This is a genomic window from Streptomyces niveiscabiei (genome assembly GCF_033794345.1).
Lineage (GTDB): Bacteria > Actinomycetota > Actinomycetes > Streptomycetales > Streptomycetaceae > Streptomyces > Streptomyces niveiscabiei.
This window is the reverse complement of sequence record NZ_JARAYJ010000028.1, coordinates 1-25,378: the sequence shown is the minus strand read 5'-3', so window position 1 is coordinate 25,378 and position 25,378 is coordinate 1. Positions and strand designations below refer to the sequence as shown.

Below are 25,378 nucleotides of genomic sequence, written 5' to 3'. Positions count from 1 at the left end.
ACCGGCCGTCAGGGGGCGTCGGTCCCGCCGTCGCGTTCCGGGCCGGTGGCCCGTCGGAATTCCTCGCCGCACACCGTGCCGTCGGCCTCTCCCGGGAGGTGGATCGTCCGTTCCTGGGGGGTGAGGTCGCGGCCGATGGCCTGGCAGATCTTTTCGATGGTGTCGGCGGGGTCGTGGAGGCCGACGTTCCACAGGCGGATGCGGCGGTCGTCGGACGCGGTGGCGAGGACCGTTCCGACGGGGGCGAACTCGAGGGCGGTGACGGGGGCGGGGTGGGCCGGGAGTTCGGTGCGGAGCTGGCCCACGGCGGTGTCCCAGAGGCGGACGACGCGGTCGGTGCCGACGGTGGCGAGGGCGTCGCCGTCGGGGCTGATCGCGAGGGCGGACAGGCCCGCGGTGCGGGGGAAGTGGCGCAGCGCGCGCCCCGACCCGGCGTCCCAGAGGAGGACTTCGCCGTCCGCGTTGCCGGTGGCGAGGGCGCGGCCGTCGGGGGTGAAGGCGACGAGGGTACGGCCGCTCTGGCCCGTGCCCAGCGCGTGGGTGAGGTCCCCGTTCGTCAGGTTCCAGAGTTGTGCGCTGCGGCCGTAGCCGACGGCGAGGCGGCGGCCGTCGGCGCTGACGGCGAGGGTCGGGGAGCCGGTCTTGGGGTCGGCGGTGTCGATGCGCCGCAGGTGTGCGCCGGTGCGCGCGTCCCACACCTCGACGGTCGAGGCGGTGGCCGCGACGACGAGGTGCCCGTCGGGGCTGAACACCGCGGGGGCGACGACTCCGGCGACGCCGGTCAGGTCGTGGGTGACGCGCAGGGTCGCGGCGTCGCGCAGCCGCAGCCCGTCCCCGTCGACGACGGCGAGGGTGCGGCCGTCCGGGCCGAGGGCGACGGAGTACGTCCCGACCGGCGCGGCCCGCCCGTGCAGCGTCGCGGTGACGGTGGAGGTGTGGGCGTCCCACACCCTCACCAGGGGCGGGCCGCTCGGGCCGCGCGCCGTGTCCCCGTCGTTCCTGGCGTTCTCCTCGCCGCCGGCGACGCTGTCCCCGCCGTCCGCCGCGACCGTGGCGATCCGGCGCCCGTCGGGTCCGAAGGCCAGGGCCCGGATCCGCGGCCCGGGCCGCTCCAGCACCTGCCAGGGCGGGTCGGCCGCCGCCGCCCACACCCGGGTGACGCCGCCGTCGTCGCCGCTGGCGAAGGTCCGGCCGCCGGGCCCGAAGGCGACCGAGGTGACGGGGTCGGTGTGTCCGGCGTACGAGGCGATGAGGTGCCCGGTGTCCGTGTCCCACAGGCGTACGTCGGTGTCCTCGGCGGTGACCAGGGCGTGCCCGTCGGGGCTGAACGCCATGGCGCCCGCGACGTCGCCGAGCGTCCCGGCGAGGTCCTGCGCCGTGCGCGTGGCGGTGTCCCACAGCCGTACCGTCCCGTCGCCGCCGCTCACGGCGAGCCGCTGCCCGTCGGGACTGAACAGCAGCCGCAGCGCCATCGGCGGCCGGTGCGGGGCGAGAGTGGCGACGGTGCGGCCGGTGGTGAGGTCCACGATGTGTACGGGGGCGTCGCGGCCCTGGTCACCGACGGCGAGCAGCCGGTCGTCCGGGCTGACGACCGCCGCCGGGTCGTCCACCCGGCCCGGGAGGGCGGCCAGCGGGCGGCCGGTGACGGCGTCGGCGACCCGGCCGTCCCGGCCGACGGCGAGCATCCCGCCCTGGGGGCGCAGGACGAGGGTCGCGTCGCTGTCCTCGGCGGTGACGGTCTGCCGTACGGCGCCGTCGGCGGTGTCGACGAGCCGGGCCCGGGTCTCGCCGTCGAACACGGCGACGATGCCGCCGTACTCGCTGAACTCGGTCCGTGTCCCCTCCGCCGTGTCGCCGGGGTAGCGGGCGATGGCTTTGCCGGCGTTCCAGTCGGTCGTCGCGCCGTACCGGTCGGCGACGACGACGGTGGTGTCGGCGTAGGTCACCGAGGACACCGGGCGTTCGTCGGCCAGCCGGTACTGGAGGGGGTTCGCGGCTGCGGCGTGCAGGGCGGCGACGGCCTCAGCCGTGTCCGCGACGCGGTAGGCGTGGGCGGCGAGCAGATCCGCGAGGTCCGCGTCGGTGTCCCGCGCCGCGGCGGCTTTGGCGGCGAGCTGACGCGACAGCGCCCGGCGCTGCTCCTCCTGCCTGCTCTGCCGCTGCCCGTAGGCGAACCCGGCGGCGGCGAGCGTGAGCACCAGCAGCACCGACAGCGCCCCGACCAGGCCGCGCAGTCGCCGGGTGGCCCGTCTGCGCGCGGCAACCTCCTGTTCCCGGGCGGCGCCGGACGCGTCGAGGAACTCCCGCTCCAGGGGGGTCAGCGCGTCGCCGGTGCCCAGGCTGTCCTGGGCCGTCGACAGCCGCGCCCCGCGGTACAGGCTGCCCGGGTCCCGGTCGAGCTGGGCCCAGGTCTGCGCGGCCTCGGTGAGCCTGCGGTGCACCCGCAGGTGCTCGCGTTCGGCGTCCACCCAGGCCCACAGCCGGGGCCAGGCGGTGATCAGGGCCTCGTGCGCGAGGTCGACGGTGTCCTCGTCCAGCGTGATCAGCCGGGCCCGCGCCAGCAGGTCGACGACGTCGTCCGAGCCGGCGGGCAGTTCCGTACGGGCGGCGGGCCGGCGCGTGTCCCGGGCCCCCGCGCCGGGGGTGACCAGCCGCAGCAGCACCTGCCGCGCCCGCCGCGCCTGGGCCAGTGTCAGTTCCCGGTAGGCCCGTTCGGCACTCTGCGCGAGCGCGCCGCGCAGTCCGCCCGCCGCGTCGTAGGCGGCCTCGTCCAGGGTCCGGCCCCGGCGTCTGCGCCAGGTCTCCAGCAGGGCGTGGGACAGCAGGGGCAGCGCCCCCGGCCGCCCGTCGACGTCGGCGACGATCCGGGAGGTCAGCGCCCGCTCGACGAGCAGCCCGGCAGCGGCGGCGGGCCGCACGACGGCCTCCCTCAGCTCCCCGGCGCTCATGGGCCCGACGAGCAGGCCCCCGTCGCGCAGCACCCCCGAGAGCAGGGGGTGGGCGGCGAGCCGGTCGTGGAAGTCCGCCCGTACGGCGAGGACGATCCGCACCCGGGGCCCGCATCCCACGAGCGCCCGCACGAACCGCTCCCGCTCGCCGGGGTCGGTGCACAGCGTGAACAGTTCCTCGAACTGGTCGATGACGACGAGGGTCTCCCCGTCCCCGTCGGCCGGCGTGAACCGCGCCGCGTGCGCCCGGTGGGGCCGCTCCCCCGGGCTGATCAGCCGTACGGCCCGCAGCCCGCCCGCCGCGCGCAGGGCGGGGACGACGCCGGCCCGCAGCAGCGAGGACTTCCCCGCCCCGGACGCCCCCACCAGCACGGTGACCCGCACCCGCCGCACCCGTTCCACGACCTGCGCGACCAGCGCGTCCCGCCCGAAGAACAGGGCGTGGTGCTCGGGGTCGAAGCGCGCGAGCCCCCGGTAGGGCGGCTCCCCCTCGTCGTCCCGCACGACGGCCGCGCCCGCCTGACGCCACCGCCGCTCCCAGGCGGCGGCGTCGCCCCCGCAGGCCCGCACGTACGCGAGCAGCACGGGCAGGGACGGCAGCCGCTCCCCCGACGCCGCGTCGGCCAGGGTCGTGGAGGAGTACGAGGAGAGCGCGGCCATCTCGCGGTAGGTGGGCCCGCCGGCCTTGTGCCGCAGCAGCCGCAGGTCGTGCGCGAACGCCTGGATGGGCCCGTCCGCCGGCTCCAGCCGCTTCTCCCGCCGCCCCAACTCCCGCCCCCTCCCCGCGAGTCAGAACAACCTAAGGGGTTTGTCCGGGGTGATGGGAGGGGCCTGCCGGACAACCTCCCCGCCCTCAGACTCGGCCCCGAGGGCATCCGCTCCGCCCGGCCGCGCCCCAGGGGGAAGGGCGCGGCCCGGGGAACAGGGGACCCCGGGGCTCGCCCCGGACGCCGGCGGGTGGAGCGGATGCCCGAAGGGCCTCTGGCACAGCGCAGGGCCTCTGGTTCAGCGCAGGACGAACGTCGTGGCGCTGCGCGCGGGCAGCGTCGCCGTGAAGGTGCCGTTCGCCACGCTCGCCGTCCCCTGGGAGGCGACGTTGCGGCCGGCGTCCGTCAGCCACGACGCGACCGTCGACGGGGCGCTGTTCACCAGCGTGAACTGCTGGCTCACGGCGCCTGCCGCCTTGTTGACGGCGACGACGACCGTGGAGCCGCCGCCCCGGTACGCCGACACGTAGACGTTCGCCGCGGGGCCGGCCGTCGCGTCGACCCGGACGTATCCGGGGCGCACGAACCGCGCGAAGTGGGCCATCGCGGCGCCGCGTTTGCTGATCTGGCCGTCCTCGCGCATCGGGCCGTAGCCGCGCCGGATGTACCACCAGATGTACGCCTGGAACTCGGCGTCGACCATCGCGTGGTGGATGTGCTCGGCCACGTCGAGGGCCTGGGGCCAGAGGTCGGCGGAGTCGGAGCTGTTGGGGTGGTAGACCTCGGTCATCCAGAGTTCCTTGCCCGCGCCCTTCTGTTTGAAGAGGGGGTAGGGGAAGTTCGCGAGGGAGGTGCCGTAGAGGTGGGCGCCGACGATGTCCGTGTTGGCGAGGGCCACCGGGTCGTTGAGGATCGGGTCGGACATGTTCTTCAGGTACTGGAAGGACTCCGGGGCGATGACCCGGGTGCTGATCGCGCCGGCGTTGTCCCGCAGGAAGTGGACCATCTCGGCGGGGGTCCACCAGGTCCAGTCGTGGGCGTAGTCGGGTTCGTTCTGCACGGAGATGCCGTACAGGTTCACGCCGCCTGCGCGGTAGTGGGCGGTGAAGTCGTCGAGGTGGCGGGCGTAGGCGGCGTACATGTCGTACCGGAGGCGCCGGGCGTCGGTCTGGGTGCCGCGGACGAATCGCTCGACCATGGACGCGGGCGGGTTCCACGGGGAGGCGATGACGGAGGCGCCGAGGGCGGTGGCGCGCTGGGCGGTCGCGAGGTCGCGGCTCCAGGCCGCGCGGTCCTCGGGGACGGGGACCCGCAGCAGGGAGAGGCCGAGCCGGCCGTCGCCGGTACCGAAGGCGGTGTCGCGCTGGGCCGCGGTGAGGTCGCCGATCCAGGCGGTGTGGGTCATGCCGCCGAAGCCGCGGATGGTCTGCCGGGTGGCGGAGGGGTTGATGACGGCGGTGGCGGTGATCGTGCGGGCTGTGGCGCCGGAGGTGCCCGCGGCGGTGAGCACGGGCAGGGCGCCCAGGGTCGTCAGGACGGTTCTGCGGGTGGGTGCTCGGTGTGCCATGTCCCCTCCTCGTGGAGATGTGCCCGTCCCGTGCGGGGGCACGGGTCTTCCGGGAGCGCTCCCACCGCCAGGGGCTGCCCTTGCTGTGGGAGGTGGTGCCACACGGCTGGAGAGACACCGGCGTTGTTCGGCATGCTGAACGGTGTCCACGTGGCGGATCTGTCGCAAGGTAACGACGCCGCCCGGCAGGGTCAAGGCTCTCCGCACGGGCAAACAGAAGGCTCCCCCTTCGCGCTGAAGGGGGAGCCTTCCGCCGGGCTCAGCGGAGGGAACTGGCCCGTCGGGTGGCGAGGTTGAGCAGATGCTCCAGGGGGCCTCGCCTGGCGAAGCGGGACCACACCCCGGCGAACAGGGTGGCTCCGGCGATGAACGAGAGCAGCAGCGCGGTGGAGGCGGACTGCGGCGGGGTGGCCGACTCGCCGGGCAGGGCGAGGATGACCAGGATGTGACCGACGTACAGGGTCAGGGACATGGTGCCGACGGCGATGACGGGGGCCGCCAGCCGGCGCAGTCGGTGCAGGCGCTCCATGGCCAGCGTCGCGCACAGGATCACGGTGATCGCGATGCCGAGGCTGCCGATGAGGTCGAGGGTGGAGCCGCTGTGCGGTTCGGCCGCGATCAGCCCCCAGGCGCTGTCCCACAGGCCGCTGCCGACGGGCATGTCGAAGGACGCCGATCCCTTCGCGAGGCCGTCGGGTTTCGGCATGCCACCGGTGAGGTGCTGGGCGCCGCCGGTCACGCGCAGCAGCAGCCACGCGACGCCGTACCCGAAGGCGATCATCGCGGCGCCGGTCGCGGCGAGGCGGCGCCGTACCGCCGGGGAGGCCAGGTCGAGCCGGCCGAGGGTCATGCCGGTGACGACGAAGGTCATCCAGGTGATCGCCGGGTAGAGGCCGGTGAGCACGAGGTCCAGGACGCCGACGCCGCTGATGCGGGCGAGGGGGTCGTAGGCGTCGATGGTGCGCACGGCGGACTCGGTGAGCAGGGCGCGCAGGACGAAGGCGAGCTGGGGGGTGACGACCGCAAGGGTGACGGCGATCGTGGCGAGGGTCCTGGCCCGCAGTTTCAGCAGGGGGATGGCCAGCAGGAAGTACAGGGCGTAGAAGTTCAGGATGCCGGCGCCGCCGAAGTCGGTCATGGCCAGGGCGCTGCCGACGACGAGCAGGATCGCGGCGCGGATCAGGATCCGGGCTCTGGCCTGGCGTCCGGCCAGGCCGGTCTTGGGCTCGCGGCGGCCGGCGATGAGCATCAGGGAGAAGCCCGCGAGGGTGGCGAACAGGGCGGAGGCCCGGCCGCTGGCCAGTTCCAGGAACCAGTCGCCGACGCCGCCGTCGGGGTCGGGGAAGGGGCCGACGTGCACGGCGAACATCCCGAACACGGCGAGGGCGCGGGCGAGGTCGACACCGACGAGCCGCGCGGTCGACGTCGCGGGGGGCGTCGTCGTGGCGGGCCCGGGTGTGCGTGGGGGGTGTAAGGGCGCCTTGTCGGCGCTGTCGATCTCGGTCACCTGCTCAACTTCCCGTGCCCGCCTGCCGGTCGGCCATCCGCCGGTCGGGGGGAGGGGGCCCGCCGACCGGCGGGGACGCTCTCCGCACGTCGGGAAAAGCCACGTTTTGACCGAATGTTTTCCCTCCCGTCATCTGTGATCGCTCTCGGTCGCGCAGAGTGGCCCCGGGCTGTGCGGCGGACACGGCGACCCCCGGAGGGTGAAGATGACGACGGTGCTCGCGCCGGGAACCCCCTCGGCGGCCACGGCCTTCGTAGGCCGGGAACAGGCGCTGGCGGACGTCCGCCGGACCGTACGCGGTGCGCGGCTGCTGACGGTGACCGGCGCCGGCGGCATCGGCAAGACCCGGCTGGCCCTCGCGGCAGCCGCCGGCCTCGGCGGGTGCGCGCCGGACGGTGTGTGGCTGGTTCCGCTCGCCCCCGTCCGGCAGGCCGCGGCGGTGGCGACCGCGACCGCCGTCGCCCTGGGCCTGCCGGACCTGGGGGTGCGGCCGGCGCTGGAGCAGCTCACCGGGTATCTGGCCGAACGGCGCGCGCTGCTGGTCCTCGACAACTGCGAGCACCTGGTCGACGCCTGCGCCGAGCTGGTCAGCGCGCTCCTGCCCGCCTGTCCCGGGCTGCGGATCCTGGTGACGAGCCGCCGGACGCTGGACGTCACGGGTGAGTGCGTGTACCCGCTCGCGCCGCTGTCCCCGGCGGAGGCGGCCGAGCTGCTGCGGGTGCGCGCCGGGGAGATCGGCGCGGCCCACCGGGTCGGGGAGGCGGACCGGGCGCAGGTCGCCCGGCTGTGCGCCGGTCTGGACGGGCTGCCGCTGGCGATCGAGCTGGCCGCGTCGCGGCTGCTGACGCTGGGCGTGGCGGAGGTCGCGGCGGGGCTGGAGGACCGCTTCGCCCTGCTGTCCCCCGGCCGGCCGGCGCTGCGCGCGGCGATCGACTGGAGCCACGACCTGTGCACGCCGGCCGAGCGGGCGCTGTGGAGCCGGCTGTCGGTCTTCGCGGGCGGTTTCACGCTGGAGGCGGTGGAGGAGGTCTGCGGCGGAGAGGGCGTCTCCCGCTGGGAAGTGGTGGACCTGCTCGACCGGCTCGTGTCGCAGTCCGTGGTGCTGGTCGAGCAGGGGGACAGCGGGCCGCGCTACCGGATGCTGGAGGCGCTGCGCGCGTACGGGCAGGAGCGGCTCGCCGGGCTCGGGGAGCGGGGGCGGACGGCCCGGCGCCACCGCGACTTCTTCCTCGCCCTCGCCCGGCGCACCGCCGCCGGCTGGTTCGGTCCCGGCCAGGAGCGGGCGCTGGCGCGGCTGCGGGCGGAGCACGGGAACGTGCTGGCGGCCCTGGAGCGGCCCGCGCACGCCGATGCCGGTGACGGTCAGGCGCGTCTGGAGCTGGCGGCGGCGCTGGGCTTCCACTGGTGCTGCAACGGCTTCGTCGGCGAGGGGCGCCGCCGCCTCGACCAGGCGCTCGCCGACGCCCCCGAGCCCACGCCGGCGCGGGCCGCCGCGCTGTGGACCGCGGCCTGGGTGGCCCAGATGCAGGGCGACCTCGACACCGCCGGACACCGTCTCGACGAGGCGGACACGCTGGGCGAGCTGCTCGGCGACCCGCTGCTGCGGGCGTACGTGCGCGGTGAGCGCGGCACGCTGGCGCTGTACCGGGGCCGGCCGCGGGACGCCGTGGCGCTCTTCGAGGGCGCGGTGGCCGTCCAGTCGGAGCGGGAAGGGGAGGCGTCGGCGCTGCGCTGGCTGTTCCAGCTCGCGCTGGCGCAGATGTATCTCGGCGACCCCGCGTCGGTGCGGACCGCGCGGCGCGCTGTGGCCACGGCCGACGCGCACGGCGAGCGGCTGACCCGCGCCTACGCGCTGTGGGTCCTCGGGTACGACGCCTGGCTGCGGGGCAGCGCCGAGGAGAGCACCGCCGTGCTGCGCACCGCGCTGGAGATCCACCGGGACTTCCACGACCACGCGGGGGTCGCGATGGCCCTGGAGGTGCTGGCCTGGGGGTCGGCCGCGCTCGGCGAGCACCGGCGCGCGGCCCTGCTGCTGGGCACGCTGGGGCCGCTGGCCAGGGAGCTGGGGTCCACCTGCGCCGGGCACTTCGCCGAGCCCCGGGCGCGCTGCGAGGAGGCGGTCGTCGCGGCGCTCGGCCCGGACGGGTACGCGGAGGCGCTCGCGGAGGGCGCCCGGTACGACACGCCCCGGCGGGCGGTCGGCCTCGCGCTCGGCGCCGCCTGCGCGGCCCCGGCGCTGACCCGCAAGGAGCGTGAGGTCGCGGCCCATGTGGCGCGGGGCCTGGACAGCCGTCAGATCTCCGTCGCCCTGGGCCGCTCCCCCCGGACGGTCGAGGGCCACCTCCAGAGTGTGCTTGCCAAGCTCGGCTTCACCTGTCCGGCCCAGGTCGCGGCCTGGTGGGCGGCGAACGAACCGGCGGTCCGCGAGGAGGCCTGACGAGCGGGCCGGGTGCCGGTCGAAGCGCCCCGGCGCGGTGTCCGATCTACGCTGAGTCCAACCGCTGGACCCGGCCCTGACGGGCACCGTTGTTCGCACGGAGGCGTAGCGCGTGGAGACGACCGGCATGCAGGACGCGCCCACGGCCGTCGCCGTGGTGGATCCGGACGGGATGGTCAGCGGCTGGAGCGAGGGCGGCACGCTGCTGCTGGGATGGACGGCTAAGGACCTCGTGGGCCGCCCCGTGGCCGGGCTGCTGGCCACTGCCCCGCCGCCGGGTTTCCCCGAGCGCCTCGGCACGGCCCCTCTCGCGCTGCGCCACCGGGACGGCTCGACGGTGGACGCCGTGCTGACGGCCCACCCGCTGGCCGGTCCCGACGGGCGGACGCTGGGCCACGCGGTGACCGCGCAGCCCTGGGGGCGCCGCCCGGTGGTCGCGGACCGGGCCTTCGAGCAGTGCCCCTTCGCGCTCGGCATCTACGACCCCGACCTGCGGTTCCTGTGGGTGAACGCCTCCGCGTGCCGGGTGATGGCGCACTCCGAGGAGCAGGTGCGCGGCGAGAAGTACCGGGAGCTGTTCCCCGAGCTGGACGACAAGGCGTACACGGACCGGCTGGCCGAGGTGGCCCGGACGGGTGTGCCCGCGCGGCTGATCACGGTGTTCCAGCCGCTCGGCAGCGACTACGCCAACGCGTGGGCGACCAGCATGTGGCCGGTGCGGGACGGCGACGGCCAGATCCGTGCCGTCGCCAACTGGGGCTTCGACATGAGCGCCGAGTACTGGGCGCGGCAGCGTCTGCTGCTGCTGAACGAGGCGAGCGCCGGCATCGGCCGCACGCTGGACGTCTCCGGTACCGCGCTGGAGCTGGCGAGGGCGCCGGTGCCGGGGTTCGTGGACCTGGTCACCGTGGATCTCTTCGCCGAGGTGCTGCACGGCGAGGAGCCCCCTGCGGCGTTCGCCCCGGGTGAGCGGATCGCGCTGGTGCGGGCCGCCCGGCACAGCGCGCGGGAGGGCACCGGCCCGGCGATGCTGCCGGTGGAGCACGCACCCGGCAGCATCGCGGCGCGCTGCCTGGTCACCGGTGTGTCGGCCGTGCAGCTCGCCGCCGAACCCGGTCAGGGCGGCGAGTGGGCGTTCGGTCCCGGCCTCGCCGCCGACCCGGCGCACTGGCCGCCGGGCAACCCGCTGATCGACCCGTCCCTCGCCGGGGAGGGGCTGACCGGCCGGATCACCGTGCCGCTGCGGGCGCGCGGCGCGCTGCTCGGCGTCGTCGCCTTCTCCCGCCTGGAGCGGCCGGAGGCGTTCACCGCCGACGACCTGATCCTGGCCGAGGAGCTGGCGGCGAAAGCGGCCGTCGCCGTCGACAACGCCCGCCGCTACGCGCGGGAGCGGGCGACCGCGCTGACCCTCCAGCGCACGCTGCTGCCGAGCGGGCTGCCGAGCCAGGAGGCGGTCGAGGCGGCGTACCGCTATCTGCCCAGCGGCAGCGACTCGGAGGTGGGCGGGGACTGGTTCGACGTCATCCCGCTGTCCGGCGCCCGGGTCGCCCTGGTCGTGGGGGACGTCGTCGGCCACGGCCTGCACGCCTCGGCGAGCATGGGCCGGCTACGGACGGCCGTGCGCACCCTCGCCGACGTGGACCTGCCGCCGGACGAGCTGCTGACCCACCTGGACGACCTCGTCCTGCACCTCGGCGACGACCTCCACTCGGCGGGCGAGTCGGGCGCCACCTGTCTGTACACGGTGTACGACCCCGTCTCCCGGCGTTTCACGCTGGCGAGCGCCGGGCATCCGCTGCCGCTGGTGGTCGCGCCGGACGGCAGCGCGGTCCCGGTGTCAGCGCAGCCGGGTCCGCCGCTCGGGGTCGGCGGGCTGCCGTTCGAGTCGGCCGAGCTGGAGCTCCCCGAGGGCAGCCTGCTCGCCCTGTACACCGACGGGCTGGTGGAGAGCCGCGAGCGCGACCTCGACCGGGGGGCGGCCGACCTCGGACGGCTCCTGGACCCGGCGGCCGTCTCCCTGGACGCCCTGTGCGACACGGTCACCGACGCCCTGCTCCCCGCACGCCGCACCGACGACGCCGCGCTGCTGCTCGCCCGTACCCGCGCGCTGGCCCGCCACCACGTCGCCGCCCTGGACGTCGAGCCGGACCCCGCGCAGGTCCCCCTGGTGCGCAAGTTCGCCGTCGAGCGGCTGGAGTCCTGGGGGCTTGAGGAGGCCGCGTTCGTCACCGAACTGGTCGTCAGCGAGCTGGTCACCAACGCGATCCGGTACGGGGCGCCGCCGATCAGGCTGCGGCTGATCCGCGACTCCACGCTGATCTGCGAGGTCTCCGACGCCAGCAGCACCGCTCCGCACCTGCGCCGGGCGCGGGCCTTCGACGAAGGGGGGCGGGGCCTGCTGCTCGTCGCCCAGCTCACCCAGGGCTGGGGCACCCGGCACAGCGCCGACGGCAAGACGATCTGGTGCGCGCAGACCCTGTAGTCAGCCGGTGCCTCCTTCCTCCAGCTTCTCGAAGAAGAACTCGTGCTTGAGGAACGAGACGTCGTACTCGTGCCCGGCCTGCGGCGGCAGGAGCTGGGACGTCTGGAAGAGGCGCCATCCGTCGTGCAGGGCGGCGAGTCCGGTGGGGTAGGGCGGTTCGTCGCTGTCGCCGGTCGTGGGGCGGGTGCGGGCGGTGCCGTCGTAGCGGGACCAGCCGACGACGTCGGAGTCGAGTGCGGAGGTCGCGAGGTAGAGGACGAGGACGTGCTGTCTCATGCGTGGCTCCGAAGGGCGGGGCGGTTGGTGACGCGGGTGACCCAGTACTCGACGTCGAAGGAGTCGTCGCCGGTCAGGGCCCGCCACAGGAGGACCCGGTTGTAGATCTCCAGGCGGGCGGTGGCCTGCTCGTACCAGGGGAGCTGGACGCCGAGTTCGTCGGTGACGGCCGGGTCGTGGAGGTCGGCGGTGTCCCACAGCCGCACCTGCGGCACGGTCGGGTTGAGGCGGAGTTTGTACATGTACCGGCGGTTGGCGGTGTCGTTGCGCCGGCCGCTGTGCCAGATGCCGTGGTGCACGAGGACGACCGTCCCGGCCGGGCAGGTCAGCCGGGTCTGGCCCCGGAGGTTCTGGACGCGGCCGACGTCGGTCTCGTTGATGCGGCGCAGATGGCTGCCGGGGACGCTGAGGGTGCCGCCCATCGCGGGGGTCACCTCGTGGGGGTAGTACATGAGCTGGATGTCGAAGGCGTCCGGCCGTACGTCGATGATCGCGTCGCCGTGGAGGGGCTGTGCCTGTCCCTCGTGCGGTTCGCGTACGTGGACGGCCTGGTGGTCGACGGTCGGACCGGGGCCGACCAGGCTCTCGACGGCGCCCGCGACGGCGGGCAGGGCGATCAGGTCGTGGACGAAGGTGCCCGGCGCGAACGCCTCCGCGAGCGGGGTGCCGTAGGGGACGGGGGGCAGGTTCTCGTCCAGGGCCGCGACGGCGCGTTCGTTGATCCCGGGCGGTACCACCCCGTCGAGCCGCAGGAATCCTCGCGCGACGAACCGCGCCACCTGAACCGACGTCAGGAGGTGCTTGCTGGTTGACATACGACGACCGTACGGGCTCCCGGCGCCCCGGTCGTGGGCGCGAATCGTCGACTGCTGGTAGTTTTCCGGCCTCGTGGACCATGTGACGCTCCGGCTCGACGAGCCGCCCGCTGTCGTCGCCGCCGGGATCGGGGTGCACGGCGTCGCCACCGCGCACGACGTGTTCCGGCTGCCCGGCCTGTGGCAGCTGCACCTCTACCACTACGACGGCACCCTGTCCCTGGGCCGGTCGGAGCACGCCATCCGGCCCGGCCACGTGAGCCTGGTGCCGCCGGACACCGAGGTGCGCTTCCGCTACCGGGGCCGGTCGGAGCACCTGTACGTGCATCTGCGGCTGGCGCGGGGCGGGAGCGCGCGGACGGTGCCGGTGATGCAGGACGCCGGCGCGGAGAGTGCGCGCCTGGCCGATCTGCTGCGGCGTGCCGTGACGGCCGCGGTTCCGGCGCGGGCCGCGGCCGAGGTGTGGGCGGCGCTGTGGCGCGTCGCGGAGCTGCCGGGGGGTGAGGCGGACGGGCGGGCGCATCCCTTCGTCGCCGCCGCGCGGGCGTACGTCGAGGAGCATCTCGCCGGGCCGCTGTCCGTGCCGGACGTGGCGCGGGCCGTGGGGGTCTCGCACACCCATCTGACGCGGGTGTTCCGTGCCGAGACCGGCCGGACGGTCGTCGCCTACATCCGTCACCGGCGTCTCCAGCGCGCCCGCCATCTGCTGCTGTCGTCGACGCTGTCGATCGGCGCCGTCGCGGCGGCGGTCGGGATCGCGGATCTCCAGGCGTTCAACAAGGCGTGCCGCCGTGAGCTCGGGGCGAGTCCGCGTGCGGTGCGGGCGGCTGTGCTGGCGCCGCGTGGTACCGACTAGGTACCATCGGGCGTATGCCCTCACTGAACGTGACTTTCACCGACGAGGAAATGGAAGGCGTCCGCGCGGCTGCCGCGGCGGAAGGCAAGAGTCTCAAGCAGTATCTGCACGACCTCGGGGTGCGGGAGCTGCGCCGCAAGCAGTTCGTGGCCGGTGCCGCGTCGTGGGCGGAGAAGCTGCGCGAGGAGTTCGACCAGGCGTTCCCGGACGAGATCCCGCCCTCGCAGCGCGGTGACGGAACCGCCGCCGCCTGATGAGCGAGACCCTGTACATCGACGTCTCGTGGCTCCTGGACGTCCAGGAGGCCGCGCTCGGCGCCGACGACGTGTCGGTCACCGACTACTCGGCCCTGGTCGCGGCCGTGGCCCGGCACCGGACGCGGATGCCGACGCTGGCGGCGTCCAACCCCGATGCGGCCTGGCGGGCCGCCGCGCTCCTGCACACCATCGCGCGCCTCGAACCTCTCCCCCACCGCAACAGCCTCTTCGCGGCGTTCGTGGCGACCCAGTACCTGGACCAGTCCGGCGAGGGCATCAACCCGCCCTACGGAGCCCTGTCCGAGCTGATCAGGAAGTGCCGCGAGACCCGGCTGACCATATTCGCGGTCGCGGAGACGCTGCGTTCCTGGCGGATCTGACAGGGGGAGCGCTCCCATGGAGCGGGCGCGCTCCCCTGCCACGGGCCGGTCAGGAGGGGGTGCCGCCCATGGTCGTCAGGACGGCGTTGTACGCGGGCTTCTTGCCGCCGCCCGCGTTGAACAGCAGCGGGTTCTCGCGGCTGCGCCACGAGTCGCTGTCCCGGATGCCCCACACGGTGATCCCGTTGCAGCGCGCGACGTTGAGGCAGGCGCGCACGGCGTTGGCGTAGGCGTTCGTCCCGGCCTGCGCGATGTCGAGCTCGGTGAGCTGTACGTCGACGCCGAGGGCGGCGAAGTTCGCGAGGGTGGTCTGGAAGTTCGACGGGGGGCCGCCCGCGCCGAAGTGGGCCTGGAAGCCGACGCAGTCGATCGGTACGCCGCGGTTCTTGAAGTCGCGGACCATGCGGTAGACGCCCTGCGTCTTGGCCGCGTTCCAGTCCTCGATGCTGTAGTCGTTGTAGCAGAGCTTGGCGGCCGGGTCGGCGCTGCGGGCGGTGCGGAACGCGGTCTCGATGAAGCCGTCGCCGAGCCGGTCCTGGAAGACCGAGGAGCGGTGCCGGCCGCTGCCGCCGTCCTCGAACGCCTCGTTGACGACGTCCCAGGAGTGGATGCGGCCCTTGTAGCGGTTCGCGAGCTGGGTGATGTGGTTGTTCATGACGCTGCGGACCGTGTTCGCGTCACCGATCGACTTGACCCAGTTGGGCAGTTGCTGGTGCCAGACCATGGTGTGGCCGCGCAGCTTCTGGCCGTGCGAGGACGCCTGGCTCGCGATCCGGTCGCCAGGCCCGAAGTTGAACGAGCCGCGGGAGGGTTCGACCGTGTCCCACTTCATCTCGTTCTCGGCGGTGACCTGGTTGAACTCCCGGTTCAGGATGCCGGTGTAGGTGCCGTCGCCGAGGCGGCCGGAGGCGACGGCTGTGCCGAAGTAGCGGCCGGACTGGGCGGCTTGGGCGCCTAACGTGGACGCCTTGACGCCGGGTGCGGGAGCGGCGTCGGGGAGCGCCGCCGCGGCGGTGGCGCCGGCCAGCAGGGTGACGGCGGTGAGGCTGCCCAGCAGGGCGTGGTGCGGCGTGCGGGGATTCATGGTTCTCCTCGGACGGTTGCGGGGGGTGGGGTCGCGCGGTGGAGAAGAGCGAATCGACGCGTCGAGCAGAACTGGATGATGGGGGGCCTCAGACATCCCGTCAATATGTCTCGCATGATTCGGACTTGGAACCGAAATGTTTCGAGGTTGGGGATGTTCACACTTTCCGCCTCCGACCTGCGCTTCACGGGGAAGGCGCCCTTTACGGGCCGACCGGCGGTCGCGATGCTGTTGACACGGCCGGAAGTCTCTCTAGAGTCCCTCCCACCAGCGATCCGAAATCGGCACGAAATTTCGAACGTTCCGTGCGGGACGTATACGTGACGCATACCGGTCGACCAGGTCAGTCCTCCGCTGTCTGACGCTCCCGGAAGGAGCCCCGTGCTCAGACGACTGCTCCGTCTCCTCACCGCCGCCGCCCTGGCCCTCCCCCTGTCCGTCGCGGCCACGGCCCCCTCCCCCGCCTCGGCCGCGCCCGGCAGCCCGGCGCTCACCCCGCCGCTGGGCTGGAACAGCTGGAACAGCTTCGGCTGCGGCATCACCGAGGCCCAGGTCCGCCAGGCCGCCGACGCGATGGTGTCCTCCGGTATGCGCGACGCCGGGTACCGGTACGTCGTCGTCGACGACTGCTGGTTCGACCCGCAGCGCGACGCGTCCGGCGCCCTGCGCGCCCACCCGACGAAGTTCCCCTCCGGGATGAAGGCGCTCGGCGACTACATCCACGGCAAGGGCCTCAAGTTCGGCATCTACCAGGTCCCCGGCACCCGCACCTGCGCCCAGACCACGGGCGCCTTCCCCGGGTCCACCGGCAGCAGGGGCCACGAGGCGCAGGACGCGGCCACGTTCGCCTCCTGGGGCGTCGACTACCTGAAGTACGACTGGTGTTCCTCCGAGGGCACCCGTGACGAACAGGTCGCCCGCTTCGGCCTCATGCGCGACGCCCTGCGCGCCACCGGCCGGCCCATCGTCTACAGCATCAACCCCAACAGCTTCCACGCCATCACCGGCTCCACCTACGACTGGGGCCAGGTCGCCGACCTGTGGCGGACCACCGAGGATCTGCTCGACATCTGGCAGAACGGCAACACCAACAGCTACCCGATGGGCGTCGGCAACGTCCTCGACATCAACGCCCCGCTCGCCGCCCAGTCCGGGCCCGGCCACTGGAACGACCCGGACATGCTGGTCGTCGGCCGCCCCGGGCTCACCCTCGCCGAGTCCCGCTCCCACTTCGCCCTGTGGGCGCTGATGGCGGCCCCGCTCATGGCGGGCAACGACATCCGGACGATGTCCGCCGACGTCAGCGCGATCCTGCGCAACCCCCGGCTGCTCGCCGTGAACCAGGACCCGCTCGGCGCGGGCGGACGCCGGGTGCGCGACGACGGCGCCACCGAGGTGTTCGCCAAGCCCCTGGCCGACGGGTCGGTGGCCGTGGGCCTGTTCAACCGGGGCTCCGCGACGGCGACGGTCAGTACGACGCCGGCTCAGGTGGGCCTGTCCGGCGGGCCGTTCACCCTCACCGACCTGTGGACCGGCGCCACCTCGTCCGGCTCCCTGTCGGCGAGCGTCCCCGCGCACGGCGTCGCCGCGTTCCGCGTGAGCGGCGGCACCCCGCTCGCCTCCACCTCGGGACTGCTGCGCCACCCGGCGTCGGGCCGCTGCCTGGGCGTGACCGGGTCCTCCACCGCGGCCGGGGCTGCCGCCGCGATCCGGGGCTGTGAGACGGCCGCCGACCGGCAGTGGACCAGCTGGGCCGGCGGTGAGGTCCGGGTCTTCGGCGACAAGTGCCTGGACGCCTACGACCAGGGCACCGCCGACGGCACCCGGGTCATCACCTGGTCCTGCAACGGCCAGAACAACCAGAAGTGGACCGCCGCGTCCGACGGCACCCTGCGCAACGTCCACGCCGGCAAGTGCCTGGACACCGACCGCGGCGGCACCGCCGAAGGGACCGCGCTGGTCCTGTGGAGCTGCGACGGGCGCGCCGGCCAGCGGTGGACCCGCAGCTGACCCCGATCCCCCACATCCCCCCCCACGTCCCCCCTCAGACGGGAGTTCCCCGATGACCAGGACACGCTCCGCGTTATGGTCCGCCCTCGTGGCGGCGCTGCTCGTGCTGGGGGTGGGCGCCCCGGCCCCGGCCTCCGCCGCCGCGGCGGCCCCCACCGCCGGGTGCGGCAAGGCGCCCGCCCTCGGCAACGGGACGTACACGATCCAGAGCGGCGGCAAGAACCGCACGTTCATCCTCAAGGTCCCCGACGGCTACGACCGCAACCGCCCCTACCGGCTCGTGTTCGGCTTCCACTGGCTGGGCGGGACCTCCACCGACGTCTCCACCGGCCGCACGGTCGAGACCGGCACCTGGGCCTACTACGGGCTCCAGCGGCTCGCGGACAACAGCGCGATCTTCGTCGCGCCCCAGGGCCTCAACAACGGGTGGGCGAACTCCGGCGGCGAGGACGTCGCCTTCACCGACGCCATGCTGCGGCGCATCGAGGACGGCCTGTGCGTGGACACCACGCAGCGCTTCGCCCTCGGCTTCAGCTACGGCGCCGCCATGTCGTACTCCCTCGCCTGCTCGCGCGCCACCGTCTTCCGCGCCGTCGCCGTCCAGAGCGGCGGGCAGCTCAGCGGCTGCTCCGGTGGCACCCAGCCCATCGCCTACCTGGGCGTGCACGGGCTGCGGGACAACGTCCTCGGCATCGCCGGCGGGCGCTCGCTGCGCGACCGGTTCGTCCGCAACAACGGCTGCACCGCGCAGAACCCGCCCGAGCCCGCCCAGGGCAGCCTCAGCCACCGCGTCACCACGTACGCGGGCTGCTCGGCCGGGCATCCCGTCGCCTGGGCCGCGTTCGACGAGGGCCACATCGCCGCCCCGCAGGACGGCGCCCCCGGCGACAGCGGCTCCCGGACCTGGCTGCCCGCCGAGATCTGGCGGTTCTTCACCCAGTTCCGGACCAGCTGACTCACGGCCGGACGCGGTTCGCCGGGGTCGGCTCACCCCGGCACCGGTCGTGAGGCCAGCCGCCCCTGCGCCGTGTCCCAGCCGGCACGGCGCAGGCGGTCGGCCGCTTCACTCCCCCTCCGGGCGCGGCCCGTCGTCCTCGGCGCGTCCCCGGACCGTCCTGCGGAAGTCGAGCGGGGACAGGCCCGCGCGGTGCGCGAAGTACTTGCTGAACTGCGACGGGCTGCTGAACCCGAGCTGGCCGGAGATCTGCCCGGAGGTCCGGTCCCCGTGGGCGAGCAGGCGCTTGGCCTCCAGCATGACCCGGCGGTCGATGAACTCCTTGGCGCTGAGCCCGGCGGCATGGTCGGTCGACCGGGCGAGTGTGCGGGCGGAGTAACCGAGCTGGTGTGCGTAGTCCTCCACGCGCCGGGTCCGGGCGAAGTCGCGTTCGACCGCGGCGCGGAACCGCAGGAACGTCTCGTCCGGCTCCAGGGCGGGGCTGCCGGCGGGGGCGCTGAGGTGGGCCAGGCGCAGCAGCAGGACCGCGAGGAGGTTGCGCAGGGCGAGTACGTGCACGTCCAGGGGCAGTTGCCCGAGTGAGCGGAACTCGCGGCCGAGGTGGTCCAGGGCCAGGTCCACGGCGGCGGCGTCGTCGCCGGCCGGGGTGGTGGCCGGGGCCGCGTGCGGGTCGTCGACGCGGGCGGCCGTCGCGGTGGTCCGGTCGAGCGCGTCCTCCCGGAAGAGGATCAGCGTGCCCTCGGCTCTGCCGGTGTCGCCCCACTGGTGCACCTGCCCGGGGCGCACCCACAGCCAGGACCCCGGCGTCAGGGCGTAGCCGTGGAAGTCGACGGTGTGCCGGAGGCCGCCCGCGGTGACGGCGAGCAGGTGATGGAAGTCCGGGCGCTGCGGCCGGGTCAGCGCGGGTCCGGCGACCCGGCGCCGCAGTTCGGCCAGCGTCATGACCTCGATCCCGGCGGGGGTGCCCGCGGGCGCGGCGAACGGGATCTCGGGGATCTTCCGCGGGGGTCTGTGTCGTTCTCCGGCCACCATCGGTCGCGACTCTACCCGGCCCGCCCGGGTCGGGGCATGTCGGCTTTTGAACATCATCCGTCGCGAACGGCCACGGACGTCCCCCGCTGGCGGGCCTAATTTGTCCATGTCACCGCTCGATAGCGGGTGTCGTCCCCCCTCAGATCCTCACGCAAGGAAGACAGTCATGAGCAGCACCAAGAACACGGTCCTCCAGGCCGCCGCCGAACTCTTCGGCGACAAGGACCCCTCCGCCGTGGACCGCTGGGTGGCCGCGCACTACACGCAGCACAGCGCGCTCGCCGCCGACGGCCCGCAGGCGCTGCGCGGGCTCGTCGCCGGTCTGGGCGAGGACTTCCGCTACGACGCTGCCCGGGTCATCGCCGACGGCGACCTCGTCGTCCTCCACGGCACGTACCACGGCTTCGGTCCGGTCCCGCTGGTCGGTTTCGACATCTTCCGTGTCGACGCGGACGGCAAGCTGGCCGAGCACTGGGACGCGCTGACCCCGCTGGTCGCCGCGACCGTCTCCGGCCGCTCCCAGACGGACGGTCCCGCCGAGGTCACCGAGCCCGGCGCGACCGACGCCAACCGTGCCCTGGTGGCCGAGTTCGCCGAGAAGGTCCTCGTCGGCGCCGACTACTCGGTGCTCGCCGACTACATCTCCACCGACACGTACCACCAGCACAACCCCGACGCCGCCGACGGCCTCGACGGGTTCGGCGCGGCTGCCGCCAAGTGGGCCGAGCAGGGCAAGAACCTCGTCTACCGGAAGGTCCACCGGGTCATCGCCGAGGGCGAGTTCGTCCTGACCCAGTCCGAGGGCGAGTTCGGCGTGCCCGTCGCCTACTACGACCTCTTCCGCGTCACCGACGGCAAGATCGTCGAACACTGGGACGTCATCGCCCCTGTTCCGGCCGAACTCCCCCACCCCAACGGCCTGTTCTGACGGCAGGGACGCCGTGACGGGGGGGGCGATCCATGTAACGTCTCGCAGTCGCCCCATCGCGCCAAACCTGAGCAAAAACCTCAACTCCCCCTGAGGATGCAGCCGGTGCGACCGCCGTCGCGACGCCGCTGCCTCTGACCTGCGGCCCGGGCTCGCAAGCCCGGGCCGCCGACCTGCCCCAGGACAGCCTCGCCCGGCTGGTCGACCTCGAACCGAAGTACACGTCGTTCATCCTCAACTGCTCGCCGAACCGTGAGGGCGTGCTCGACGCCAACATCGTGCGGTGCCTGGCCGAGGCCGGCGCCGCCTGGAGCCCGGACGCCTCCAGGCCCCCGCTGCCCGCGCAGCCCCCGCGCGTCGAGCACCCCGTCACGCCGGTCAGCGCCTTCCACACCGGCGAGGGCCCGCTCCACGCGATCGACGGGCTGAGCGACCGCGGCTTCGAGACCTGCTGGTCCACCTGGAGCCTGCCGCTGCCCCAGTCCGTCACCATCGACCTCGGCGGCGTCTGGAGCGGCGTCTCGTCCCTGGACCCCAAGCAGTGGAACCGCACCGGCTCCACGGACGGCGACATCACCGCGTACACCGTGCACACGAGCACCGACGGGGTCTCCTTCACCCAGGTCGCGAGCGGCGGCCGGCCCGGCGACCGGACCCTCAAGACGGCGCGGTCTACCGGCTGGTCGCGCGGCACAGCGGCAAGGTGGCCGACGTCAGGGGCGGGACCGCGAACGGCACGCAGGTCGTCCAGTGGCCGTGGTCCGGCTCGTCCCGCGCGGAGGGAGGCGCCGCCGGGGGCTCACCGACGGCGGCACGGACGAAGGACTGCATCCTGGGGAGTAGCCCGCCACTGACCTGCATCTTCACAGCAATCACTCGACCCTGTCACTCGACATTACCGCTCGATATTGTCACTTGACCAAGTTGCCTGTACGGTGAGGGCACCGAAGCACGCGACAAGGAGTGGCCATGAGCAGCGGGCAGAACGAGAACACGACGGACGTCGTCGTCATAGGGGCGGGGCTGGCCGGGCTGACCGCCGCGCGGGAGCTGGTGGCGGCCGGCCGGTCCGTCGCCGTGCTGGAGGCGCGGGACCGGGTCGGGGGTCGGCTGCTGAACCACCGTCTCGGGGACGGGCAGGTCACCGAGATCGGCGGGCAGTTCGTCGGCCCCACCCAGGACCGCATCCTGGCCCTGGCCCGCGAGGTCGGCGTGGACACCTACCGCGCCGAGATCCCCGGGGAGAACGTCTACGTGCACGACGGCAGGGCCAAGCGCTACTCCGGCCACACCCCTCCGGACCTGCTTGCCCTCCCCGACATGGGTATCGCCCTGGCCCGGATCGCGCAGGCCGCCGCGAAGGTGCCCCCGCACGCCCCGTGGCAGGCGGCGAAGGCGCGGGAGCTGGACGGCATGACGTACGAGAGCTGGCTGCGCAAGGCGGAGATCACCGGCGCCGGCGTCGACCTGATCAACATCTTCCTGAACTCCGCGTACGGCGGCGAGGCGCGGGACGCGTCGGCGCTGTTCAGCCTCTGGTACGTCGCGACGTTCGGCGACGAGACGCACCCCGGCACGATGGAGCGCGGCACCGGCACCACGGGCGGCGCGCAGGACAGCCGTTTCGTCGGCGGCTCGCAGCTCGTCGCGCAGCGGCTGGCCGTGGAGCTCGACGGCCGGGTCCACCTCTCGGCGCCCGTGCGCCGTATCAGCCAGGACTCCACCGGCGTCACCGTCGTCTCGGACGCCGGGACCTGGCGGGCCGGCCATGTCGTGGTCGCCGTACCGCCGGTGCTCGCCTCGCGGATCGTGTGGGACCCGCTGCTGCCGGCCCAGCAGGACCAGCTCCTCCAGCGGCTCCCGTTCGGGACGCTCATGAAGTGCGTGGCCGTCTACGACAAGCCGTTCTGGCGGGCCGAGGGGCTCTCGGGCATGGGGCTGCTGCGCGGGGGCTCCCCGATCCGGGAGATGTTCGACAACTCCCCGCCGGACGGCGGTCAGGGCGTCCTCATGGGCTTCCTCGGCGGCAAGGAGTGGCGCACGTGGGCCCACCGTCCGGCCAAGGAGCGCCGGGGCGCCGTCCTGCGGTCCTTCGCGCAGGTCGTCGGGGACCGCGCGTTCGACACGGTCGACTACGTCGAGCAGGACTGGACGGCCGAGCAGTGGACCCAGGGCGGCCCCACCTCGGTCGCGGCGCCGGGCGTGCTCACCGGTTTCGGCGAGTGGATGGGCCGGCCGTTCGGGCGGGTGCACTGGGCGGGTGCCGAGTTCTCGCCGTACTGGAACGGGTTCATGGACGGCGCGGTGCGCTCCGGGCAGGACGCCGCGACCGAACTCCTCAAGCAGGGCTGACCGGCGACCGCCGCAGTGAAAGGCACTTCCCCCATGAACTCCTTCATCGTCACCGAACACGCCGTCATCGACGCCCCCGTGCACCGGGTCTGGGAGGTCGTCTCCCGCACCGACCGCTACGCCGAGTGGGTCGCCGGGGTGATCGAGGTGACCCGCCACCACGGCGTCGCCGTCGAGGGCGAGACGTACGCCGAACGCAACCGCACCCTCGGGCCGCTGCGCACCTCGTCCGTCTGGACGGTCCGGGACGTCGTCCCGATGGCCTGCCGGGTCGACACGGGCACCGGGTTCGCGCCCCTGCGGGACATGACCAGCATCTTCGAGTTCCAGCCGATCGGGGACCAGGGCCGGGAGCGGACCGAGATGACGTACCAGGTGGAGTACACCATCGGACTCGGCCCCCTCGGACAGTTCCTCAACCGGATCCAGGAGCCCGGTATGCGCGTCGACATGCGGGCCTCCATGGCCAACCTCGGCCGCCTGCTGCGCTCCGAGGCGACGGCGACCGCCCCCTGACCCCACCGGCCCGGGCGGGTGCGTTCAGCCCTGGTAGGGGGCGGTGACGTCCAGGACCCAGGTGACGCCGAAGCGGTCGGTGAGCATGCCGTACAGCGGGGCCCACGGGGCGGGCTCCAGGGGGCGTACGACGGTCGAGCCGTCGGCGAGCTTCTCCCAGAGGGCGGTGACCTCCGCCGGGTCGTCGCCGCGCACGGAGACGAAGAAGGGGTTGTCGCCCTGGCTCCAGGGGAGGCGGGAGGGGACGTCGTAGGCCATGACGTGGAAGCCGTTGTCCGCGCGGACCTCGCCCCACATCACCCAGTCCGCTTCGCTCTCGTCCTGTACGGCGCCCGCGTCCTTGTAGGTGACGGCGAGGGCGCTTCCGCCGAAGACGGACCGGTAGAAGTCCAGTGCCTGGCGTGCGGTGCCCCGGAAGTTGAGGTGGGTGGTGGTCGTGATGGACATGTGCTGCTCCTTGCCTCGGTCGAGTGGTGAACGCGCCACCACTGTGGCGGAGGTGGAGGACAGGGTGGGTCCTGTACTTCCGTGAGGATGGGGCACATGCGGAAAACGTCGTCGCGGCTGCTCGCGCTGCTCTCCCTGCTTCAGACGCACCGTGACTGGTCGGGAGGGGATCTCGCCGGGCGGCTCGCCGTCACCCCGCGCACCGTGCGCCGTGACATCGACCGGCTGCGGGAACTCGGGTACCGGATCAGCACGGTGAAGGGGCCGGGCGGCGGTTACCGACTGGAGGCCGGCGCCCAGCTGCCGCCCCTGCTGTTCGACGACGGCCAGGCCGTCGCCCTGGCGGTCGCGTTGCGGACGGCGGCGGCCGGTACGGCCGTCGCCGAGGACGCCGCCCGCGCCCTGGCGACGCTGCGCCAGGTCCTGCCGTCGCGTCTGCGTCACCGCATCGACCTGCTGCGCGTCACCGCCGTCCGGCCCTCCGCCGACCCGGTCGACCCTCAGGTCCTGGTGGAGCTGAGCCGCGCGATCCACGCCCGCGAGGAACTGCGTCTCGATCACACGCCCGGTGGCCTGCGGCGCGTCCAGCCCCATCACCTGGTCACCCGGGGGCAGCGCTGGTACCTCGTGGCCTGGGACCTCGACCGCGCGGACTGGCGCACGTTCCGCGTCGACCGGGTCCGGCCCCGCACTCCGACAGGTCCTAGGTTCACGCCGCGCGAGCTCCCCGGCGGAAGCGTCGCCGCCTTCGTCACCAGCCGGTTCCGGGGCAACGACGGCACCGCCACCGCGTGGCCCTGCCGGGGCGAGGTCGTCCTGCACCTCCCGGCCGCCGAGGTCGCGCCCTTCGCCGAGGACGCGATCGTCGAGGAACTCGGTCCCCGGCGCTGCCGGCTCACCGCCGGTTCCTGGTCGTGGACCGGGCTCGCCGCCGCCATCGGCCGCTTCGACGCGGAGACCGAGGTCGTCGGGCCGCCCGAACTGGCCGCCGCGTTCGCGGGCCTCGCCGCCCGCTACGCGCGGGCCGCCGAGTCGCCGGGGGCCAGGCGGGCGAGGTGAGAACGCCCCCGACCCCACTTCCCTTGTCATCCGATCCTATCGGTCGACAGGAGCAAGGGACTTGATCGCCTAGCATGCAGGCATGGCTCACGTGTCCGCGGCGGAACGCCGCCCTCAACTGATCAGAGCGGCCATCGACCTCATGACCCGCGAGGGGGTCGCCGCGGGCAGCACCCGGGCCATCGCCGCCGAACTGGGCGTGGCGCAGCCCACCGTGCACTACCTGTTCGGCACCAAGGAGGAGCTGTACCGGGCGGTCATGGAGCAGCTCACCGAGGACCTGGTCGCCCAGGCCGAGCGGTCCGCGCCGGCCGACGGGACCTTCGCGGAGTCCCTCGCCACGCTCATCGACGTCCTGTGGCAGACCGTCATCGACCAGCCGGGCTCCTACCAGCTGCTGACCGAGCTGACGATGTACGCCCTGCGCACCCCGCACCTGAGCGGCGCCCTGGACAACCACTTCACCGGGATCATCGCGGTCACGGCGCGGCTGATCACCCAGGCCGCCGAACGGACCGGCCACCCGCTCACCCGGCCCGCCGGGACGACCGCGCGGTTCTTCCTCGCCGCCTTCGACGGCCTCACCACCCAGCACCTGTCCGCACCGGACGAGGAAGCCGAACGGGCCTGCCTCCAGGAGCTGCTCAAGGCGGTCCTGGCGATGGCCTGACACGCCCGTGGGGGCGGCGACCCTTGCGGGGCCCTGGGACTCCAGCGGGCAGCGGACGGCCGAGCGGGAGCGGGCCGCCGCGATCGACGGCGC

Annotated in this window: 19 protein-coding genes and 2 pseudogenes; 13 read left to right on the top strand and 8 right to left on the bottom strand. The window is 73.8% G+C overall.

Annotation, left to right across the window (positions count from 1 at the left end; genetic code table 11):
- Positions 1–8: 8 nt before the first annotated feature.
- The 3 genes from PV682_RS30820 to PV682_RS30810 all read right to left on the bottom strand — a co-directional run bounded on the left by PV682_RS30820 (position 9) and on the right by PV682_RS30810 (position 6,729).
- Positions 9–3,716 carry an nSTAND1 domain-containing NTPase gene (locus PV682_RS30820; protein WP_319735052.1) on the bottom strand — a complete coding sequence of 1,236 codons (3,708 nt, stop codon included), beginning with the start codon at positions 3,714–3,716 and terminating at the stop codon, positions 9–11.
- A 237-nt stretch (positions 3,717–3,953) separates the two neighbouring features.
- The gene (locus PV682_RS30815; protein WP_319735051.1) at positions 3,954–5,222 is read right to left on the bottom strand and encodes a glycoside hydrolase; all 1,269 of its coding nucleotides are present in this window, start codon (positions 5,220–5,222) and stop codon (positions 3,954–3,956) included.
- Between the two features lie 259 nt (positions 5,223–5,481).
- The gene (locus PV682_RS30810; RefSeq protein ID WP_319735050.1) at positions 5,482–6,729 is read right to left on the bottom strand and encodes a DUF418 domain-containing protein; all 1,248 of its coding nucleotides are present in this window, start codon (positions 6,727–6,729) and stop codon (positions 5,482–5,484) included.
- Positions 6,730–6,934: 205 nt separating this feature from the next.
- Between PV682_RS30810 and PV682_RS30805 the strand changes: the two genes are divergently transcribed.
- Positions 6,935–9,166, top strand: coding sequence for a helix-turn-helix transcriptional regulator (locus PV682_RS30805; protein ID WP_319735049.1), 2,232 nt, complete (start codon positions 6,935–6,937; stop codon positions 9,164–9,166).
- A 127-nt stretch (positions 9,167–9,293) separates the two neighbouring features.
- Complete coding sequence (locus PV682_RS30800; RefSeq protein ID WP_319735132.1) at positions 9,294–11,648, top strand: SpoIIE family protein phosphatase; 2,355 nt, start codon at positions 9,294–9,296, stop codon at positions 11,646–11,648.
- Here the strand turns inward: PV682_RS30800 and PV682_RS30795 are convergent, their stop codons facing one another.
- Positions 11,649–11,924: a hypothetical protein gene (locus PV682_RS30795; RefSeq protein ID WP_055722065.1), complete on the bottom strand. Its 276-nt coding sequence runs from the start codon at positions 11,922–11,924 to the stop codon at positions 11,649–11,651.
- Positions 11,921–12,739, bottom strand: a complete 819-nt coding sequence (locus PV682_RS30790; protein ID WP_319735048.1) for a phytanoyl-CoA dioxygenase family protein — start codon at positions 12,737–12,739, stop codon at positions 11,921–11,923. The genes PV682_RS30795 and PV682_RS30790 overlap by 4 nt, the downstream gene beginning before the upstream one ends.
- 82 nt (positions 12,740–12,821) lie before the next feature.
- On the opposite strand from PV682_RS30790, the gene PV682_RS30785 reads away from it, so the two are divergent.
- The 3 genes from PV682_RS30785 to PV682_RS30775 are packed head-to-tail and all read left to right on the top strand — an operon-like array spanning position 12,822 to position 14,232.
- On the top strand, positions 12,822–13,595 hold the full coding sequence (locus tag PV682_RS30785) for an AraC family transcriptional regulator (RefSeq protein WP_407705768.1): 774 nt from the start codon (positions 12,822–12,824) through the stop codon (positions 13,593–13,595).
- A gap of 14 nt (positions 13,596–13,609) precedes the next feature.
- Positions 13,610–13,849, top strand: a complete 240-nt coding sequence (locus PV682_RS30780; RefSeq protein WP_010359597.1) for a hypothetical protein — start codon at positions 13,610–13,612, stop codon at positions 13,847–13,849.
- A complete protein-coding gene (locus PV682_RS30775) occupies positions 13,849–14,232 on the top strand; it encodes a toxin Doc (RefSeq protein ID WP_319735046.1) in 384 nt (127 codons plus the stop codon). Before PV682_RS30780 ends, PV682_RS30775 begins: the two co-directional genes overlap by 1 nt.
- Before the next feature lie 52 nt (positions 14,233–14,284).
- Here the strand turns inward: PV682_RS30775 and PV682_RS30770 are convergent.
- A pseudogene (locus PV682_RS30770) lies at positions 14,285–15,316 on the bottom strand (endo-1,4-beta-xylanase); the annotation flags it as partial.
- 381 nt (positions 15,317–15,697) lie between these two features.
- Between PV682_RS30770 and PV682_RS30765 the strand changes: the two are divergent.
- Both PV682_RS30765 and PV682_RS30760 read left to right on the top strand, forming a co-directional pair.
- Positions 15,698–17,326, top strand: a complete 1,629-nt coding sequence (locus PV682_RS30765) for a glycoside hydrolase family 27 protein (protein ID WP_319735044.1) — start codon at positions 15,698–15,700, stop codon at positions 17,324–17,326.
- Positions 17,327–17,378: 52 nt separating this feature from the next.
- The gene (locus PV682_RS30760) at positions 17,379–18,281 is read left to right on the top strand and encodes an alpha/beta hydrolase family esterase (RefSeq protein ID WP_319735043.1); all 903 of its coding nucleotides are present in this window, start codon (positions 17,379–17,381) and stop codon (positions 18,279–18,281) included.
- Between the two features lie 108 nt (positions 18,282–18,389).
- Here the strand turns inward: PV682_RS30760 and PV682_RS30755 are convergent, their stop codons facing one another.
- The gene (locus PV682_RS30755; RefSeq protein ID WP_319735042.1) at positions 18,390–19,313 is read right to left on the bottom strand and encodes a helix-turn-helix domain-containing protein; all 924 of its coding nucleotides are present in this window, start codon (positions 19,311–19,313) and stop codon (positions 18,390–18,392) included.
- Between the two features lie 166 nt (positions 19,314–19,479).
- Between PV682_RS30755 and PV682_RS30750 the strand changes: the two genes are divergently transcribed.
- From PV682_RS30750 to PV682_RS30735, 4 genes and pseudogenes are all read left to right on the top strand, one after another.
- The gene (locus tag PV682_RS30750; RefSeq protein ID WP_319735041.1) at positions 19,480–20,241 is read left to right on the top strand and encodes a nuclear transport factor 2 family protein; all 762 of its coding nucleotides are present in this window, start codon (positions 19,480–19,482) and stop codon (positions 20,239–20,241) included.
- Between the two features lie 188 nt (positions 20,242–20,429).
- Positions 20,430–21,001: pseudogene (locus tag PV682_RS30745) on the top strand (discoidin domain-containing protein); the annotation flags it as partial.
- Positions 21,002–21,210: 209 nt separating this feature from the next.
- Positions 21,211–22,593, top strand: a complete 1,383-nt coding sequence (locus PV682_RS30740) for a flavin monoamine oxidase family protein (protein ID WP_319735040.1) — start codon at positions 21,211–21,213, stop codon at positions 22,591–22,593.
- Positions 22,594–22,626: 33 nt separating this feature from the next.
- Entirely contained in the window at positions 22,627–23,109 is a 483-nt protein-coding gene (locus PV682_RS30735) for an SRPBCC family protein (protein ID WP_319735039.1), read from the top strand.
- 24 nt (positions 23,110–23,133) lie between these two features.
- On the opposite strand, the gene PV682_RS30730 is transcribed toward PV682_RS30735, so the two are convergent.
- Positions 23,134–23,556, bottom strand: a complete 423-nt coding sequence (locus PV682_RS30730; protein WP_319735038.1) for a VOC family protein — start codon at positions 23,554–23,556, stop codon at positions 23,134–23,136.
- A 96-nt stretch (positions 23,557–23,652) separates the two neighbouring features.
- Between PV682_RS30730 and PV682_RS30725 the strand changes: the two genes are divergently transcribed.
- Both PV682_RS30725 and PV682_RS30720 read left to right on the top strand, forming a co-directional pair.
- Positions 23,653–24,615, top strand: coding sequence for a helix-turn-helix transcriptional regulator (locus tag PV682_RS30725; RefSeq protein ID WP_319735037.1), 963 nt, complete (start codon positions 23,653–23,655; stop codon positions 24,613–24,615).
- A gap of 82 nt (positions 24,616–24,697) precedes the next feature.
- On the top strand, positions 24,698–25,285 hold the full coding sequence (locus PV682_RS30720; protein WP_319735036.1) for a TetR/AcrR family transcriptional regulator: 588 nt from the start codon (positions 24,698–24,700) through the stop codon (positions 25,283–25,285).
- Positions 25,286–25,378 lie beyond the last annotated feature (93 nt).